Here is a 16,411-nt window from a genome sequence, read left to right as displayed (position 1 = left end):
CGATGAACAACAACAGAAGAAGAGCCGCGCTCGCATGCACGCTCCTGCTGAGCGCCTTCTCGCTCGGCAGCGCACCCGCATTCGCAGCCGCCCCCGCATCCGCAGCCGCACAGACCGCCGACACCGGCGCGAGCGGCGGCCCCGCGCAGCGCGTCATCGTCGTGATGCGTGACCAGCTCACCGACCTCCCGATGCGCACGCAGGCCGCGCGACGCAGCAAGGCCGCCGCCGAGGCACAGGCGCCGGTCATGGCGCGGCTCAAGGAGAGCGGGGCCACCCACGTCAGCGGGATGAGCCTCATCAACGCCGTCTCCGCCACGCTGAAGCCGGACGCGATAGCGCGGATACGCGGCGACCGGGACGTCGCCGCTGTCGTGCCGGACCTTCCGATACGACAGCCCGCCACGGCCCGCGCCACAGAGGCCCCCACCACCCCCGCTGCCAATAACAACGGCATCGGCTGCCCCAAAGACCCCGCCAAACCCCTCGCCGAGCCCGAGGCGCTCAGCCTCACCCACACCGACGCCGCGCACCGCACCGCCACCGGCAAGGGCGTGAAGGTCGCCTTCTTCGCCGAGGGCATGGACGCGGACAACCCGGAGTTCATCCGCCCCGACGGCAGCCATGTGGTCACCGACACCGAGGACTTCGGCGGGGACGGCGTGAACGCGCCGACGGGCGGCGGCGAGGCGTTCGGCGACGCCAGTGCCATCGCGGCGCAGGGCAGCCGTACGTACGACCTGGCCACGCAGCTGCCGCACGCCAAGCTGCCGAAGGGCTGCACGTTCCGGGTCCGCGGCTTCGCGCCCGGCGCGGAGCTGATGGACCTGAAGGTGTACGGGGCGCACGCCTACACCTCCGGGTTCGTACGGGCCATCCAGTACGCGGTGGAGCACCACGCGGACGTCCTCAGCCAGTCCTTCGGCGGCAACAACTACCCCGACGCCGCCACCGACCCCGTCCGGCTGGCCGACGACGCCGCGATCGCCGCGGGGGTGACGGTGGTCGCCTCCAGCGGTGACTCCGGCACGTCCGGCACGGTGGGCTCACCGGCCAGTGACCCGGACGTGATCGGCGTCGGCGCGACCACGTCCTTCCGGCTGGCGGCGCAGGCCTACGGCTACCGGAAGTGGACGAACGACAACATCGCCGCGCTGTCCTCCGGCGGGACGACCCCGGACAACAAGGTGGTCGACCTGGTGGCTCCCGGCATGGTCGGCATGGCCGCCTGCACCGTCGACAAGCGCTGGAGCGACTGCACCCTGCCCACCCAGGTGTTCGGCGGCACCAGCCAGTCCGCGCCCTTCGTGGCCGGCGCGGCGGCCGACGTCATCCAGGCGTACAAGGACACGCACGGTGGCGTCAGGCCCTCCCCGGACCTGGTCAAGCGGCTCCTGACCGGCACGGCGACCGACCTGCGCACGCCCGCCGACGAGCAGGGCGCGGGGCTGCTGAACACTCACGCGGCCGTCCAGGCGGCCCGGGCCATCGACACCGTCGACCGGCACGCCGACCAACTGGTGCCGTCCGTCGGCCAGTTGAGTGTCACCGGGCAGCCCGGCAGCGCCCGGCAGACCTCCGTCTCCCTCACCAACACCGCCGATCGGCCGCAGCGGGTCACCATGACCTCCCGCACGGTCGGCACCCAGACCTTCCGCACCCAGCGCAAGGTCACCGTCGGCGCCCCGCTCACCGGGGACGACCGCGAGGGCAGGCTCGCCGCCAAGCCGTTCACCGTGAAGGTGCCGAAGGGCACCCCGCTGCTGGACGCCGAGATGGTGTGGCCCGGCACCGACAAGTCGGGCAAGCTCGCGCTGATCCTGGTCGACCCGGCCGGAGCGCTGACGCAGGTCAGCTACGACTACGACGGCTACGGCCTGCACAGCAACTACCAGCACGTCGACGTCCACGACCCGCGCCCCGGCACCTGGACCGTCAAGGTGGTCTGGAACAACGGCCGGATGCACCTCCAGGACAAGCCGCTGGAGCCGGGTAGCTACCGCGGCCCCGTCGACGTCCGGATCACCGGCCACCGCTACACCACGGCCGGGGTGCCCGCGCAGACCCGTACCGTCCCGGCGGGCGGCACCGCGACCTTCCCGGTCCGGATCCCGTTCGCGCGGACGGCCGGTGACACGCCCTTCTCGCTCCAGTTCGCCTCGGACACCGGCACCCGGCTCTCCCTCCCGGTGGCCCGCCGCACGCTGATCCCCGTCGACCCGGCCGCCGGGCACAGCACCTCCTTCGCGGCGACCATCACCGGCGGCGTCGGCCGCGATGTCGGCCAGACCAACGGCTACTTCATCGACGTACCCCCCGGACGGCGCGGCCTGACGATCGACCTCACGGCCGAGGACCCCGCACCGACCCTGGTGTACTACCTGATCAGCCCCGACGGGCAGGTCCTGGCCCGGGACACGGACCGGACGGCCGGCGAGAACGGCGCCCCGACCAAGTACGCGAGCCTGAGCGCCAACCGTCCGGCCGGCGGGCGGTGGACGCTGATCATCGGGCTGCCCGACGCCGTCAGCGGCAAGGCCTTCAGCCAACAGGTCACCGGCAAGGTCCGTCTCGACGCCGCGACGGCCACGGCACCCGGCCTGCCGGACAGTCCGTCCCGGGTCCTCAAGCGCGGCAGCACGCTCACCGTCCCGGTCCGGGTGCCCAACTCCGGCCCGGCCGAGCGGCACTACTACCTCGACCCCAGGCTCGACACCACGGGCGAGATCAAGGTCCCCGTGTGGGGCGACGACAAGTCGGGGACGGTGCAGATCAACCAGGGCGGTCCGGCGTGGGTGGTGCCCTCGCACACCACCGAGGTGATCGCCACGGCCACCGCCGACCGCCCGGTCGACCTGAACATCTACCCCTGGACCGGTGCTCCCGCGGTGTTCGCGCCGGCCGGCCCGACCGGCACCACGGTCGCCACCGCCCACGCCGGGCAGCTGGCCTCCGGGACGTGGTCCACCGATGTGACCGACCCGGGCCCCTTCGGGGACAAGCCCGCGGGCAAGGGCACCGCGAAGGTCTCCGTCACCGCCACCACCCAGTCCTTCGACCCGGCGGCCAAGGCCTCCACCGGTGAGTTCTGGAACCCCGACGCCGACTGGAACCCCGTCACCGCCGCGGCCGGGAAGACCGCCACGATGACCCTCACCCTGACCCCGACCGCCCCCGTCGGCACGGTCGTCCACGGCACGGTCTACGTCGACACCGACACGTCCTTCGGGGGCCTGCTGGGCTCGGAGCTGATCGGCATCCCGTACACCTACACCGTCGGCTGAGCCCCCGGAGCCCGACCGCCCCTCTCCGCCACCGTGTCCGCGAAGGCCCGTGCCAGAGGCGACAGCGCGTCCCAGCGCCGTACCGCCCACCCCACGGACAGCGGACGCAGGGCGGGGAGGGGCACCAACCGCAAGTCCCCCCGGTCGCCGGGCACGTCCAGCCCCGGCAACGACGGCACCACCGCCCGCCCCAGGCCCAGTTCGGCCAGCAGCAACGCCGTGTCCCAGTCGGCGACGCTCGTGTCGAACGCGAACCGGGCGCCCAACTCGGCGCAGGCCGCGTCGAGATGGGCGGCGGAGGTGGAGTTCGGGGGCAGCCGGATCAGGCGCGTCGAGCCCAGGTCGGCGGGATCGACGTACGGGCGCGCGGCGAGGGGATCCTCCGCGTGCACCGCCAGCACCCACGGCAGCTCCATCACAGGCCGCTGTTCGATGCCCCGCACCGGCGGGCCCAGGGTGATCCAGGCCAGGTCGAGACTGCTGTCGGCCAGCGCGTCGAAGCAGCCCCGGCTGGAGCTCTCGGTCCTGAACTCCAGGCTGACACGCGGGTGTTGCCGCCGGAACGCGACGACCGCCTCCGCCATGAAGTGCCGTACGGTCGTCGCGCCGGTCGCCACCCGCACGGCCCCGCTCTCGCCGTCGACCAGTTCGCGCAGCCGGCGCAGGGCGAGGTCGAGCCCGGAGATCCCCTCGGCCGCGGCGGCCTCCAGCACCAGTCCCGCCTGTGTCGGCACGACTCCCCGCGGCTGCCGCTCCAGCAGGCTGACCCCGGTCTCCCGCTCCAGCCGCTTCACGTGCTGGCTCACCGCGGACTGCGTGCAGTCCAGCTCCCGGGCCACCGCGCTGAGGCTGCCCGCCCGGCACACGGCGACGAAGACACGCAGGTCGTCGAGGGTCATGAACCCCAAGCTAGCACTTGGGGCATCTGACAAATACTTAGGATTGACTGGGGCTTCGAGCCGTACGACGATCTCCTCAGGGCCCGGGCGGCAACCCGCTCCCGAGCCCCGCCGGGATCCGGACCGGGCGGGGAAGGAGCGGGTGCCGACCCAAGCCACGGCGCGGTACGTCCCCGGGGATGTCCTCTTGACTTCACAAGACCCCCGCGCGACATTCCGGACCCATGACCGTCACCCGAAGACGCGTACTCACCGCCGGCGCCGCACTGCCCGTCGCCGCGACCGTCCACCAACACACCGCCTCAGCGGCCGACTTACCCACCCTCGGCACCTACGACGTCGTCGTCATCGGCTCCGGCGCCGCCGGCATGACCGCCGCGCTCACCGCGGCCAAGCAGGGCCTGACCACCGTGGTCCTGGAAAAGGCGCCCACCTTCGGCGGATCCGCGGCCCGCTCCGGCGCCGGGATCTGGATCCCCAACAACTCCGTCCTGCGGGCCGCGGGTGTCCCGGACACCCCCGCGAAGGCGGCCGCCTATCTCGCCGCCGTCGTCGGCCCGGAGGTCCCCGCCGACCGGCAGCGGGCCTTCCTCGGCCACGGCCCCGCGATGCTCTCCTTCGTCATGGCGAACAGCCCGCTCCGCTTCCGCTGGATGGAGGGCTACAGCGACTACTACCCCGAGCTGCCGGGCGGACTGCCAGGCGGCCGCTCCATCGAGCCCGATCAGCTCGACGGCACCATCCTCGGCGCCGAACTCGCCCGGCTGAACCCGCCGTACATGGAGGTCCCCGCCGGTCTCGTCGTCTTCAGCGCCGACTACAAGTGGCTCGCGCTCGCCGCCGTGAGCGTCAGGGGTGCCGCCGTCGCCGCCGAGTGCCTGGCGCGCGGCACGCGGGCCGCCCTGCTCGGGCAGAAGCCGCTGACCATGGGACAGTCGCTCGCCGCCGGACTGCGCAAGGGGCTCCTGGACGCGGGCGTGCCGGTGCGGCTCAACACCCCGCTCACCGAGCTGTACGTCGAGAACGGCACCGTCGCCGGCGCGGTCACCCCCGCCGGTCTCTTCCGCGCCCGCCGGGGAGTGATCGTCGGCTCCGGCGGCTTCGAGCACAACGCGGCCATGCGGGCGCAGTACCAGCGGCAGCCCATCGGCACGGAGTGGACCGTCGGCGCGAAGGAGAACACCGGCGACGGCATCCGGGCCGGACAGCGGCTCGGCGCCGACCTCGCGCTGATGGACGACGCCTGGTGGGGACCGGCGATCCCGCTGCCCGGCGAGCCGTACTTCTGCCTCGCCGAACGCACCCTGCCCGGCGGGCTGATCGTCAACCAGGCGGGCCGGCGGTACGTGAACGAGGCCGCGCCCTACGGCGACGTCGTGCACACCATGTACGAGCGCCACCCGACCGATCCCGACATCCCGTCCTGGCTGATCGTCGACCAGAACTACCGCAACCGGTACCTCTTCAAGGACATCGCGCCGACCTTCGTCCTGCCCGACGCCTGGTACAGCTCCGGCGCCGCCCACAAGCAGTGGACGCTCGACGCCCTCGCCTCCTCGATCGGCGTTCCGGCCGGTGCGCTGCGCACCACCGTCGACCGCTTCAACTCCCTTGCCCGGCAAGGCGAGGACCCCGACTTCGGGCGCGGCGACAGCGCCTACGACCACTACTACACGGACCCCTCCGTCCAGCCCAACTCCTGCCTCGCCCCACTGTGGCTGCCCCCGTACTACGCCTTCCGGCTCGTCCCCGGCGACCTCGGCACGAAGGGCGGCCTGTTGACCGATGCCCGCGCGCGGGTGCTCAGGCCCGACGGCTCGGTCATCCCCGGCCTGTACGCCGCCGGGAACGCCAGCGCCGCCGTCATGGGCCACAGTTACGCGGGCGCGGGCTCGACGATCGGTCCGGCGATGACGTTCGGGTACATCGCGGCGCGGGACATTGCCGGGTGGCTCTAGCTCTGGTTCTGACTCTGGCTCTTGCGGACGATCAGGGCCGCCTGCGGGGTCGGGTCGGTGCCCTGGGGTTCGCGTACCGTCCGCGCGACGGGCGCGAACCCGGCCGCCCGGAGCAGCTCCAGCATGTGCTCCGGCCGCCGGCGCTGGAAGTCCAGCGTCACCGGGTGACCCCAGGGCTGTTCGTGGCGGCGGGGCACGTCACCGACCTGGAAGCCGAGCAGGAGATGGCCGCCGGGTGCCAGCACCCGGTGGAACTCGGCGAAGACGGAGGGGAGTTCGTCCACAGGGGTGTGGATGGTGGAGTACCAGGACACCACCCCGGCGAGCGCCCCGTCCGCGAGGTCCAGGTCCAGCATCGACCCCTGCTCGAACCGCAGCGCGGGGTGTTCCCGGCGGGCGATCGCCAGCATCGACTCCGACAGATCGAGCCCGAAGACGTCCAGACCGAGGGAGGCGAGGTAGGCGGTGACCCGCCCCGGACCGCATCCCAGGTCCGCCACGGGCTGCTTCTCGCCCACGAGCTCGGCGAATCCCCTGAGCGTGGCCCTGTCCAGGGGGGATTCGGCGAGGGGGTCGAGGAAGAGCTCGGCGTAGTCCTCGGCGATGGCGTCGTAGAAGGTGCGGGTCGCGGTCACGAAATCTGTCATGGGTGGGGACGGTAGTGGGTTGGCTGCGGGTCGTGGGGGCTGGTCGCGCAGTTCCCCGCGCCCCTTAGGGGGTCACGCCAGCCCCATTACGCGCAGGACCGCCGTTGTCGCCGCCGCACCCAGCACCACCACGGCGAACGGCGCCCGCCGCCACGCCAGAACCCCCGCCACCAGCACCCCCGCCGGCCGCGCCCACCCCGCGAAGCCACCGCCCTCGGTCAGCGCGCCCGTCGTCAGCAGTGCCACCAGCAGGACGATCGCGCCCGCAGACAGCAACTCCTGGACCCGGGCGGAGAGTTCGACCCGCCCGTGCAGCACCGGCCCGACCAGCCGGAAGGCGTACGTCCCGACCGCCAGGGCCAGCATCATCGCCACCGTCGCGCTCATGCCGTACGCCTTCCTCGGCCGCGCCCGTACACGGCGAGCCCCGCGAGGGCGACGAGCACCGGCACCCCCGCCGGGACCGCCGGTGTCACCGCCAGGGCGAGCGCGGCGCCGAGCAGCGCGGACCGCCGTACGGCAGGCCCTTCGCGCAGGGCGGGCAGTACCAGGGCGACGAGGACGGCCGGGAAGGCCGCGTCCAGGCCGTACGTGGCGGTGTCGCCCAGCGCGCCGCCGGCCAGTGCCCCGGCGAGGACGCCGATGTTCCACACGGCGAACAGGCCGAGCCCGGAGATCCAGAAGGCCGCCCGCCGCCGTGCCGGATCGGGCTGGGCGAGGGCGAAGGCCACCGTCTCGTCGGTGACGAGGTGCGCGCCGAGGAGGCGGGTCAGGCGCCCCGGACCGAGGAGGTCCGCGACGGCGAGGCTGAAGGCCGCCGTGCGGGTGTTGAGGAGCAGGCCGGTGGCCGCCGCGGCGGCCGGCCCGCCCCCGGCCAGCAGGACGCCGACCGCGCTGAACTGGGCGGAGCCCGCGTACACGACGAGAGACATCACCACAGGCGCCCACACCGGCAGGCCGTCGGCGACGGCGATCGCGCCGAAGGAGACACCGACGATGCCACTGGCGAACCAGACGAGCGCGCTGTCACGGACCAGGGATGTTCGCTCTGTTCGTGCTGTTCGTTCTGCCGTACGCATGTTCACTACACTGGACGGCAGTGGCCCTGTTCGTCAAGGCGAACGATCGTACCGATGGAGCGAACGACATGTCCGACAGCCCGCCCCGGCGCCCCCTCGACTGGATCGCCGCCTCCCTCAAGCGCGAACGCGCCCGCACCGGACTGTCCCTCTCCGAGCTGGCCAAGCGGGCCGGCATCGCGAAGTCCACGCTGTCCCAGCTGGAGTCGGCGAGCGGGAACCCGAGCGTGGAGACGCTGTGGGCGCTGGGCGTCGCGCTCGGGGTGCCGTTCAGCGCGCTGGTGGAGCCGCCGGTGCCCGCCGTGCAGGTCATCCGGGCGGGGCAGGGACCGTCGGTGACCTCGGAGAAGGCCGAATTCACGGCCACGCTGCTGTCGGCCGGGCTGCCCGGGGCGCGGCGGGACCTCTACCACATGCGGGTCGAACCGGGTGCCGTACGGGAATCGGAGCCGCACATTCCGGGAACCGTGGAGCACCTGATCGTGAGCACGGGGAGGGTGAAGGCCGGTCCGACGGGGGAGGAGGCCGAGCTCGACCCCGGGGACTACATGACCTACCGCGGGGACGTGCCGCACTCCTACGAGGCGCTCGTGCCCGGGACGACGTTCGTGCTGGTGATGCAGCACGCGTGAGCGGCCGCGCGGGGCCGCGGCGCGGGTGAAAGGCAGGAGCCCCGTCGCCTTGCGGCACGGGGCTCCTTGGGTACTGCTATCTGTTCCGGATCAAAGCACCAGGCTCCGAAAACCGAAGAGACTTAGGCGGGGGTGACGTTCTCCGCCTGCGGGCCCTTCGGGCCCTGGGTCACGTCGAACGTGACCGCCTGGTTCTCCTCGAGCGAGCGGAAGCCGCTCGCGTTGATCGCGGAGTAGTGGACGAAGACGTCGGGGCCGCCGCCTTCTTGGGCGATGAAGCCAAAGCCCTTTTCGGCGTTGAACCACTTCACGGTTCCGGTAGCCATAAGCCCTCCTTGGGCCCAAAGGGTTGCCCTGCTCCAGAACCCTGCAAGTGTGAAAACAAGATGCCGCACAACTGCATACGTCTGAAAACGACTAGAGCCCGCGGTTACATGCTCCGCAGGCTCTGTACTGCAAGGGAAACCAAACTGCAACTTGCGGCGAGCCTAGCATGTGGGCAGCCGAAAGCAACAGAGGCCAAGATCACGTCACCCGGATGTTTGAAGATCGGGTGGAGGTTGACCCCAGGGTCGGAGTCCGGAGCGTACCCCACGGGGTCTAGTCTCGCGATGTGGACATTTCTCGCACCCGGCCGCGCGTCGGCCACATCCAGTTCCTCAACTGCCTGCCCCTGTACTGGGGGCTCGCGAGAACCGGCACGCTGCTCGACTTCGAGCTGACCAAGGACACCCCCGAGAAGCTCAGCGAGCGGCTGGTGCGGGGGGACCTCGACATCGGGCCCATCACCCTCGTCGAGTTCCTCAAGAACGCCGACGACCTGGTCGCCTTCCCCGACATCGCCGTCGGCTGCGACGGCCCGGTCATGTCCTGCGTGATCGTCTCGCAGGTCCCGCTGGACGAGCTGGACGGCGCCCGGGTGGCCCTCGGCTCCACCTCGCGCACCTCCGTACGCCTGGCCCAGCTCCTGCTGTCCGACCGCTTCGGCGTCCGGCCCGACTACTACACGTGCCCGCCCGATCTCAGCCTGATGATGCAGGAGGCCGAGGCGGCGGTCCTGATCGGGGACGCCGCCCTGCGGGCCAACCTCCTGGACGGGCCGAAGTACGGCCTCCAGGTCCACGACCTCGGCGCGCTCTGGAAGGAGTGGACCGGCCTGCCCTTCGTCTTCGCGGTCTGGGCGGCCCGCCGGGACTACCTGGAGCGCGAGCCGTTCATCACCCGCAAGGTCCACGAGGCATTCCTCGCCTCCCGCAACCTCTCCCTGGAGGAGGTCGGCAAGGTCGCCGAGCAGGCCGCCCGCTGGGAGGCCTTCGACGAGGAGACCCTGGAGCGGTACTTCACCACCCTCGACTTCCGCCTCGGCGGTCCCCAGCTGGAGGCGGTCGCGGAGTTCGCGCGGCGCGTCGGCCCCACGACGGGTTTCCCGGCGGACGTGAAGGTGGAACTGCTTCAGCCGTAGTCTGCCTCTCAGTTCCCACAGGGCGGGTACGGGAGTTCCCAGAGGGCGGGGACGTGAGTGCCCACAGGGCGGGAACGGGGGAGGGGGCGTCATGCAGCCGCTCGGAGTCGACGAGCCCACCGTCGTGGGGCCCTACCGGCTGCTCGGCCGGCTCGGCTCCGGCGGGATGGGCCGGGTCTACCTCGGCCGCAGCACCGGCGGCCGCACGGTCGCCGTGAAGATCGTCCACCCGCACTTCGCGCTGGACGAGGAGTTCCGCGCCCGCTTCCGGCGCGAGGTCGAGGCCGCCCGGCGGGTCGGCGGCGCCTGGACCGCACCGGTCCTGGACGCGGACCCGGAGGCCCCGGTGCCGTGGGTCGCCACCGGGTACGCGGCGGGCCCTTCGCTGTCGGCCGCGGTCGCCGAGCACGGGCCGCTGCCCATCCCCACGGTGCGGGTATTGGCCGCGGGACTCGCGGAGGCGCTGGCCGCCGTGCACGACCTGGGCCTCGTCCACCGGGACGTGAAGCCCTCCAACGTGCTCCTCACCCTCGACGGCCCTCTCCTCATCGACTTCGGCATCGCCCGCGCCACCGACGGCACCGCGTCCCTGACCTCCACCGGCGTCTCCATCGGCTCGCCCGGCTACATGTCCCCCGAGCAGATCCTCGGCAAGGGCGTCACCGGCGCGGCGGACCTCTTCTCCTACGGCGCGGTCCTGGCGTATGCCGCCACCGGCGACCCCCCCTTCCGCGGTGACTCCTCCGCCGCGCTCCTCTACAAGGTCGTCCACGAGCAGCCCGAGCTCGGCGCTCTGGAGGGCGAGCTGCGCGAGGTGGTCGAGCAGTGCCTCTCCAAGGACCCGGCCGCTCGACCGACCCCCTCGGCCGTGGCCGACCGCCTGGCCCCCGAGGGCGCGGCCCGGTTGGTCGCGGGCGGCTGGCTGCCGGGGGCGCTGGTGGAGCAGGTCAGCCGGAGCGCGGTGCGGTTGCTGAACCTGGAGGCGACGGGGGAGGCGGAGGGTACGGCGGGCGCGGTGAGCGTGGCCGGCGTGGACGGTACGGCGGGCGCGGAGGGCGGGTCGGCGGGGCCGGGCCTGCGGGAGGCACCGTCCGGCCCGGTGGGCTTCAGCACGCCGTCCGTTGCCGCCGCCGTGGGTGAGTTCGGGCCACCGCCGGTCATGGGGGCGGTCGCCGCACCGACGCCGTCGGCTCCGTACACCCCGATCCCCGAGCCCCGTGAGCCGTACGCCCAGGACACGGCCCCCTCCCCGGAACCCTCCGACCGTCGTCCCGGGCGGGTGTCCGTCTCCGTGTCGGCGGCGTCGGAGACCAAGGCCGGGGGCGGGCGCGGGCGTCGGCTGAGCTGCACGGTGGCGCTGGCCGTCGCCGGGGCGATGGCGGCGGTGACGGTCGGTTCGGTGTTCCTGTTCGACCTGCTGCCCGGCGGGGACCAGGACGGCCCGGCCGGGTCCGACACGAGTGCCCAGTCCCCCGCGCCGAGCGCGAGCGCGGACAGCAGCGCCGCCCCGAGCCCGAGCACCGGCGACAGCGCTCCCGCCGGACCGAGCGCCCTGCCCGCCGCCTACCTCGGCACCTGGGAGGGCCAGGCCGTCGCCCTCGGCGGCACGCTGCCCATGGGGACCTTCCGGCTGACCGCGCACCGGGCCGACGTGGGCGAGGAGTTGGGCACCCTCCGGCACACGGACGCGCTCGGCGGCGTCTGCGACGACGTACTGACCCTGAAGCAGGTGACGAAGAAGCAGGTCGTCGCGACGGCCGTGGGCGCCGAGTCCAACCGGGGCGTGTGCAGCCAGAAGGCCCACACCGTGCGGATCACCCCGGTCGGCGACGACCTCTCCTACCAGTCGGACAGCGAGGACTCCGGCCGCCCCGAGGCACGGCTGTCGAAAGTCGGCTCGGGATGACGGGTCTGCTGGTCGTCCTCGCCGCGCTGTGGGGCGCGACGGCGGGGGCACTGGTCCCGCGCGCCGCCTACCGCTTCTCGGTTCCGCCGGAGGAGCCCTGGCGCGAGCGCTGCCCGGACGGGCACCTGATCCGGGGGTGGCTCGGCCGCCCCAGATGCGCGGAGTGCGCCGGGGTCGGCACCGCCGCGGGCGGCGCCGTAGCCGTCCGCGGGGCGGCAGGCGCGTACGGCCCGCGCACGCTCGTCCTCTCGCCCCTCACCGCACTCCTCTGCGCCGGGATCGCCGTGGCCACCGACACCCGCCCCGAGGTCGCCGTCTGGCTGCTGCTCGCCCCCGTCGGAGTGCTGCTGACGGTCGTCGACCTCCGGGTGAGACGGCTGCCCGACGTCCTGACCCTGCCCTCGGCCGCCGCCACGCTCGCCCTGCTCGGCCTGGTCTCCCTGGTCCCCGAACACACCGGCCACTGGCCCTCCGCCGCCCTCGGCACCCTCGCCCTCGGCGCCGGCTACTACCTGCTCTGGCGCATCAACCCCGGCGGCATGGGCTTCGGCGACGTGAAACTCGCCCTCCTCGCCGGCGCCGTCCTCGGCTGGTACGGCTGGGGCACGGTCCTGCTCGGCACCCTCACCGGCTTCGTCCTCGGCGCGCTCTACGGCTGGACCCTCGTCCTCCTGCGCCGCGCCGACCGCAAGGCGGCGATCCCGTTCGGCCCGTTCCTGATCGCGGGGGTCTGCACCGGCCTGCTGATCGGCGCCTACGCGGCCTGACCTCGGCGGTGTCGGAGGGCTGGCGTAGGCTGGTCGAGTCCGTCCAACCCCTTGACGAAAGGGACGCCCCCCGGTGACCGAGAAGGCCGACCTCCAGTCTGTGCTCGACCGTGCCGCGGACGGCGGGCGGATCACCCCGGAAGAGGCGCTCGACCTCTACCGCGACGCCCCGCTGCACGCGCTCGGCGCCGCCGCCGACGCCGTACGCCGCCGCCGGTACGCCGGTACCGAGCACATCGCGACGTACATCATCGAGCGGAACATCAACTACACGAACGTCTGCGTGACGGCGTGCAAGTTCTGCGCCTTCTACGCCCCGCCCAAGGCCACCGACAAGGGCTGGACCCGCGATCTGGACGACATCCTGCGCCGCTGCGCGGAGACCGTCGAGCTCGGCGGGACGCAGATCATGTTCCAGGGCGGCCACCACCCGGACTACGGCGTGGAGTACTACGAGAAGCACTTCGCCGCCATCAAGAAGGAGTTCCCCCAGCTGGTGATCCACTCGCTGGGCGCGTCCGAGGTCGAGCACATGGCCCGGATCTCCAAGGTGAGCGTCGAGGAGGCGATCCAGCGGATCCACACCGCGGGCCTCGACTCCTTCGCGGGCGCGGGCGCCGAACTGCTCCCGGAGCGGCCCCGCAAGGCCATCGCGCCGCTCAAGGAGTCCGGCGAGCGCTGGCTGGAGATCATGGAGGCCGCGCACAACCTGGGCGTGGAGTCCACGTCCACCATGCTCATGGGCACCGGCGAGACCAACGCCGAGCGCATCGAGCACCTGCGGATGATCCGTGACGTACAGGACAGGACGGGCGGCTTCCGGGCCTTCATTCCGTACACCTACCAGCCCGAGAACAACCACCTGAAGGGCCGCACGCAGGCCACGCTCTTCGAGTACCTGCGGATGATCGCCATCGCGCGTCTGTTCATGGACAACATCGCCCACATCCAGGGCTCCTGGCTGACCACCGGCAAGGAGGTCGGCCAGCTGTCCCTGCACTACGGCGCCGACGACCTCGGCTCGATCATGCTGGAGGAGAACGTCGTCTCCTCGGCCGGTGCCAAGCACCGCTCCAACCGCATGGAGATCATCGACCTCATCCGCAAGGCGGGCCGCGTCCCGGCCCAGCGGACCACGACGTACGAGCACATCGTCGTCCACGACGACCCGGCGGACGACCCCGTCGACGAACGCGTGATGTCCCACATCTCCTCCACGGCGATCGAGGGCGGCACGGCCCACCCCGAGCTGAAGCTCCTCGCCTCCAACTAGCCCCGCCATGCTCACGATCCACGCCGCCGACCTCCTGATCACGGGGGATCGGCGGCCGCCCGTGCCCGGCGGCGCGATCCTCGTCGAGGGCCGGCAGATCGCCGCCACCGGCCCCTACGACCACCTGGCCACCACCCACCCCACGGCCCGCGTCCGCCGCTGGCCCGGCCTCCTCACTCCCGGCCTGGTCAACCCCCACGGCCCCGAACTCCTCGAACAGGCCTACCACCCGGACCCCCGCGAGGCCGACGAACTCGGCACCGAACCCCTCACCGGGGACGACCTCTCTCGCATGGAGATGACCGACTCCCGCTGGGGCGCGAGCGCCCGCCGCGGAGTCCAACGCCTGCTCTCCCACGGCACGGTGGCCGTCGCGGGCACGCTGTGGCGCCCCGCGGTCGTGGACGCCGTGTACCGGGCGGGGCTGAGCGTCGAGCAGCGCTTCGAGGATCCGACGGGCCCACCGTCCCTGGACCCCCTGGCCGGCCGAAGCCTGGCCCAGGCAATCCTCCTCCCGCTGCCGCCGATCGGCGTGGACGCGGAAATCGACGCCACGTTCGCGGTCTTCGACGCCACGGATGAGGCGGCACTGGAGAAAACGGGCGCGTCGAGCTGCGTGGCGACGGTGATCAAGGGCCGCTTGCTGTACCGGAAGCGCTAGGGAGACTCCGGGGGGGGCGGCGAACCGGCGTGACGGGGAACCCGTGTGGCGGGCAAGAAGCGGCCCGGGCTCCTCCCCTGAGCGGCTGCCGGGGGCCGTACTGCAAGAATGGCGAGGTGACCCGCGCCTCCCTGAACAAGCAGCCGCACGAAGTCGCCTCGATGTTCGACGACGTGGCGGAACGGTACGACCTCACGAACGACGTGCTCTCGCTCGGCCAGGACCGGGTGTGGCGCAAGGAGGTCGCCAAGGCCGTCGACGCCCGTCCCGCGCAGAAGATCCTGGACCTGGCGGCGGGCACCGCCACCTCGTCGCTGCCCTTCGCCCGCACGGGCGCGTACGTCGTCCCGTGCGACTTCTCGATCGGCATGCTCCAGGTCGGCAAGCGCAAGCACACCTGGCTGCCGTTCACCGCGGGCGATGCCACCCGGCTGCCCTTCCAGGACGACGTCTTCGACGCCGTCACGATCTCCTTCGGGCTGCGCAACGTCCAGGACACGGACGCCGCGCTGCGCGAGATGTACCGGGTGACCAGGCCCGGCGGGCGCGTGGTGATCTGCGAGTTCTCGCACCCGACCTGGGCGCCCTTCCGGACCGTCTACACCGAGTACCTGATGCGCGCCCTGCCGCCCGTCGCGCGGGCGGTGTCCTCGAACCCCGACGCGTACGTCTACCTCGCCGAGTCCATCCGCGCCTGGCCCGACCAGCCCGCCCTGGCCGAGCGCCTCCAGAAGGCCGGCTGGTCGAAGGTGGCCTGGCGGAACCTGTCCGGCGGGATCGTGGCCCTGCACCGGGGCGTCAAGGAGAGCTGAACCCCGTGGCGCAGCAGCGGACGGGATACGGGTCGTTCGGCTCGTCCAGTTCCCGCTGGAGCCCGCCTCTCGGCGGTTTCGGCAGCCGCGGCTCGCGGATCCCACCGCCGCCGTCCCCCGGACCGAAGTCGAACCACACGTAGACCACCGAGTCCCGCGGCACCTCCGCGCCGGGCTGCGGGTACTGGCGTACGACGTAGTCGACCACGGTGCGGTGGAAGTCCTGCCGGTCCGGCGCGTTGACGAGCAGGCCCTGCGCCTGGGCTGTCTCGCGGGCGTCCACGGCCATGAGTCCGACCAGACGCGGCACGCGTACTTCGGGTGTCTTGGGCGTTATGTGCACAGATGTCACCCCCAGCGGTACTGGCAGGGTAACCCCGGGGTCGCGGCGGCCGGAAGCGCTGCGTTTCTTTCTGTGGCAGATGGTGACAGTGCGTGAGGAAAGCGGAGGACGGTCTCACAGATCCAGGCGGTAGCAGTGGCCCTCCCGGGGCGCGGCCGACTGAGAGTCCGGTCGGGCGGCCGGGGTCCTGAAGACCTCCGCGAGCCGCATGCCGAGGCGGCGGGTCACCGCGATGGAGCGGGTGTTGCGGGCGTCGACCATCGCCACCACGCGCGGCACGCCCGCCCCGCGCACCCGCTCCAGCGCCATCCGCGCCGCCGCCGTGACGTACCCCCGGCCCCAGTACTCCCGCCCCAGCCGCCAGCCGATCTCGATCTCACCCGCGGGTCCCCAGCTCCGCTCCCACGGCTGGGCACCGGTGAACCCGATGACCTGCTCGGACCCGTCGAGCACGGACCACAGACAGAAGCCCCGCTCGGCGTCGTGCCGACGCTGGCGGGCGGTGAGCTCCTCGTAGGCGGACAGCTCCGCGTTCCTGCCGCCCTGGAACTCCATCACGTCCGGGTGGGCGAAGACCCGGTGCCAGGCCAGGGCGTCCTCGTCGGTGGGGACGCGCAACCGTACTGCGGGGAGAGCTCGGTTCACTGGGCAGCCCTTCAGCCGGGTGATCAATCCTGCTGAATAGACT

At 72.4% G+C, this 16,411-nt stretch carries 16 protein-coding genes; 9 read left to right on the top strand and 7 right to left on the bottom strand.

Annotated features, from left to right (window positions below; genetic code table 11):
• Window positions 1-2 precede the first annotated feature (2 nt).
• Window positions 3-3,284, top strand: coding sequence for a S8 family peptidase (locus K4B79_RS40445; protein WP_232032423.1), 3,282 nt, complete (start codon window positions 3-5; stop codon window positions 3,282-3,284).
• Here K4B79_RS40445 and K4B79_RS40440 read toward each other — a convergent pair.
• Window positions 3,269-4,183 (bottom strand): LysR family transcriptional regulator, encoded by a 915-nt coding sequence (locus K4B79_RS40440; RefSeq protein WP_232032422.1) that lies wholly within the window; start codon window positions 4,181-4,183, stop codon window positions 3,269-3,271. The two genes, K4B79_RS40445 and K4B79_RS40440, sit on opposite strands and share 16 nt — an antisense overlap.
• Before the next feature lie 224 nt (window positions 4,184-4,407).
• Here K4B79_RS40440 and kstD point away from each other — a divergent pair, with 224 nt between their 5' ends.
• On the top strand, window positions 4,408-6,141 hold the full coding sequence (gene kstD / locus K4B79_RS40435; RefSeq protein ID WP_232032421.1) for a 3-oxosteroid 1-dehydrogenase: 1,734 nt from the start codon (window positions 4,408-4,410) through the stop codon (window positions 6,139-6,141).
• Here kstD and K4B79_RS40430 read toward each other — a convergent pair.
• The 3 genes from K4B79_RS40430 to K4B79_RS40420 form a co-directional block, all read right to left on the bottom strand.
• Entirely contained in the window at window positions 6,138-6,788 is a 651-nt protein-coding gene (locus K4B79_RS40430) for a class I SAM-dependent methyltransferase (RefSeq protein WP_232032420.1), read from the bottom strand. The two genes, kstD and K4B79_RS40430, sit on opposite strands and share 4 nt — an antisense overlap.
• 72 nt (window positions 6,789-6,860) lie before the next feature.
• Window positions 6,861-7,175 carry an AzlD domain-containing protein gene (locus K4B79_RS40425; RefSeq protein ID WP_232032419.1) on the bottom strand — a complete coding sequence of 105 codons (315 nt, stop codon included), beginning with the start codon at window positions 7,173-7,175 and terminating at the stop codon, window positions 6,861-6,863.
• Window positions 7,172-7,867 (bottom strand): AzlC family ABC transporter permease, encoded by a 696-nt coding sequence (locus K4B79_RS40420; RefSeq protein ID WP_232032418.1) that lies wholly within the window; start codon window positions 7,865-7,867, stop codon window positions 7,172-7,174. Before K4B79_RS40420 ends, K4B79_RS40425 begins: the two co-directional genes overlap by 4 nt.
• A gap of 68 nt (window positions 7,868-7,935) precedes the next feature.
• On the opposite strand from K4B79_RS40420, the gene K4B79_RS40415 reads away from it, so the two are divergent.
• A complete protein-coding gene (locus K4B79_RS40415; protein ID WP_232032417.1) occupies window positions 7,936-8,499 on the top strand; it encodes a helix-turn-helix domain-containing protein in 564 nt (187 codons plus the stop codon).
• A gap of 122 nt (window positions 8,500-8,621) precedes the next feature.
• Here K4B79_RS40415 and K4B79_RS40410 read toward each other — a convergent pair whose 3' ends face one another.
• On the bottom strand, window positions 8,622-8,825 hold the full coding sequence (locus K4B79_RS40410) for a cold-shock protein (RefSeq protein ID WP_016645643.1): 204 nt from the start codon (window positions 8,823-8,825) through the stop codon (window positions 8,622-8,624).
• Between the two features lie 287 nt (window positions 8,826-9,112).
• Here K4B79_RS40410 and K4B79_RS40405 point away from each other — a divergent pair, with 287 nt between their 5' ends.
• The 6 genes from K4B79_RS40405 (at window position 9,113) to K4B79_RS40380 (ending at window position 15,380) form a co-directional block, all read left to right on the top strand.
• Window positions 9,113-9,961, top strand: a complete 849-nt coding sequence (locus tag K4B79_RS40405; RefSeq protein ID WP_232032416.1) for a menaquinone biosynthetic enzyme MqnA/MqnD family protein — start codon at window positions 9,113-9,115, stop codon at window positions 9,959-9,961.
• A 91-nt stretch (window positions 9,962-10,052) separates the two neighbouring features.
• Window positions 10,053-11,867: a serine/threonine-protein kinase gene (locus tag K4B79_RS40400; protein ID WP_232032415.1), complete on the top strand. Its 1,815-nt coding sequence runs from the start codon at window positions 10,053-10,055 to the stop codon at window positions 11,865-11,867.
• Entirely contained in the window at window positions 11,864-12,634 is a 771-nt protein-coding gene (locus tag K4B79_RS40395; protein WP_232032414.1) for a prepilin peptidase, read from the top strand. The genes K4B79_RS40400 and K4B79_RS40395 overlap by 4 nt, the downstream gene beginning before the upstream one ends.
• A gap of 73 nt (window positions 12,635-12,707) precedes the next feature.
• Window positions 12,708-13,907 (top strand): cyclic dehypoxanthinyl futalosine synthase, encoded by a 1,200-nt coding sequence (mqnC, locus tag K4B79_RS40390; protein ID WP_232032413.1) that lies wholly within the window; start codon window positions 12,708-12,710, stop codon window positions 13,905-13,907.
• 7 nt (window positions 13,908-13,914) lie between these two features.
• A complete protein-coding gene (locus K4B79_RS40385) occupies window positions 13,915-14,568 on the top strand; it encodes an imidazolonepropionase-like domain-containing protein (RefSeq protein WP_232032412.1) in 654 nt (217 codons plus the stop codon).
• A 116-nt stretch (window positions 14,569-14,684) separates the two neighbouring features.
• Window positions 14,685-15,380, top strand: coding sequence for a demethylmenaquinone methyltransferase (locus K4B79_RS40380; protein WP_232032411.1), 696 nt, complete (start codon window positions 14,685-14,687; stop codon window positions 15,378-15,380).
• Here K4B79_RS40380 and K4B79_RS40375 read toward each other — a convergent pair.
• A complete protein-coding gene (locus K4B79_RS40375) occupies window positions 15,367-15,723 on the bottom strand; it encodes a PASTA domain-containing protein (RefSeq protein ID WP_308280598.1) in 357 nt (118 codons plus the stop codon). The genes K4B79_RS40380 and K4B79_RS40375 overlap by 14 nt on opposite strands.
• 114 nt (window positions 15,724-15,837) lie before the next feature.
• Window positions 15,838-16,395 carry a GNAT family N-acetyltransferase gene (locus tag K4B79_RS40370; protein ID WP_232032409.1) on the bottom strand — a complete coding sequence of 186 codons (558 nt, stop codon included), beginning with the start codon at window positions 16,393-16,395 and terminating at the stop codon, window positions 15,838-15,840.
• Between the last annotated feature and the right edge of the window lie 16 nt (window positions 16,396-16,411).

This window comes from Streptomyces lincolnensis (assembly GCF_021173675.1).
Classification (GTDB): Bacteria; Actinomycetota; Actinomycetes; order Streptomycetales; family Streptomycetaceae; genus Streptomyces; species Streptomyces lincolnensis_B.
The sequence above is the reverse complement of the archived record's forward strand: the minus strand, read 5'-3'. Positions and strand labels throughout refer to the sequence as shown.

What these genes read in the sequence shown, in the direction of transcription:
- K4B79_RS40445 (WP_232032423.1), top strand. Translation starts at nt 3, where the DNA reads ATGAACAACAACAGAAGAAGAGCCGCGCTCGCATGCACGCTCCTGCTG.
- K4B79_RS40440 (WP_232032422.1), bottom strand. Translation starts at nt 4,183, where the DNA reads ATGACCCTCGACGACCTGCGTGTCTTCGTCGCCGTGTGCCGGGCGGGC.
- kstD (WP_232032421.1), top strand. Translation starts at nt 4,408, where the DNA reads ATGACCGTCACCCGAAGACGCGTACTCACCGCCGGCGCCGCACTGCCC.
- K4B79_RS40430 (WP_232032420.1), bottom strand. Translation starts at nt 6,788, where the DNA reads ATGACAGATTTCGTGACCGCGACCCGCACCTTCTACGACGCCATCGCC.
- K4B79_RS40425 (WP_232032419.1), bottom strand. Translation starts at nt 7,175, where the DNA reads ATGAGCGCGACGGTGGCGATGATGCTGGCCCTGGCGGTCGGGACGTAC.
- K4B79_RS40420 (WP_232032418.1), bottom strand. Translation starts at nt 7,867, where the DNA reads ATGCGTACGGCAGAACGAACAGCACGAACAGAGCGAACATCCCTGGTC.
- K4B79_RS40415 (WP_232032417.1), top strand. Translation starts at nt 7,936, where the DNA reads ATGTCCGACAGCCCGCCCCGGCGCCCCCTCGACTGGATCGCCGCCTCC.
- K4B79_RS40410 (WP_016645643.1), bottom strand. Translation starts at nt 8,825, where the DNA reads ATGGCTACCGGAACCGTGAAGTGGTTCAACGCCGAAAAGGGCTTTGGC.
- K4B79_RS40400 (WP_232032415.1), top strand. Translation starts at nt 10,053, where the DNA reads ATGCAGCCGCTCGGAGTCGACGAGCCCACCGTCGTGGGGCCCTACCGG.
- K4B79_RS40395 (WP_232032414.1), top strand. Translation starts at nt 11,864, where the DNA reads ATGACGGGTCTGCTGGTCGTCCTCGCCGCGCTGTGGGGCGCGACGGCG.
- K4B79_RS40385 (WP_232032412.1), top strand. Translation starts at nt 13,915, where the DNA reads ATGCTCACGATCCACGCCGCCGACCTCCTGATCACGGGGGATCGGCGG.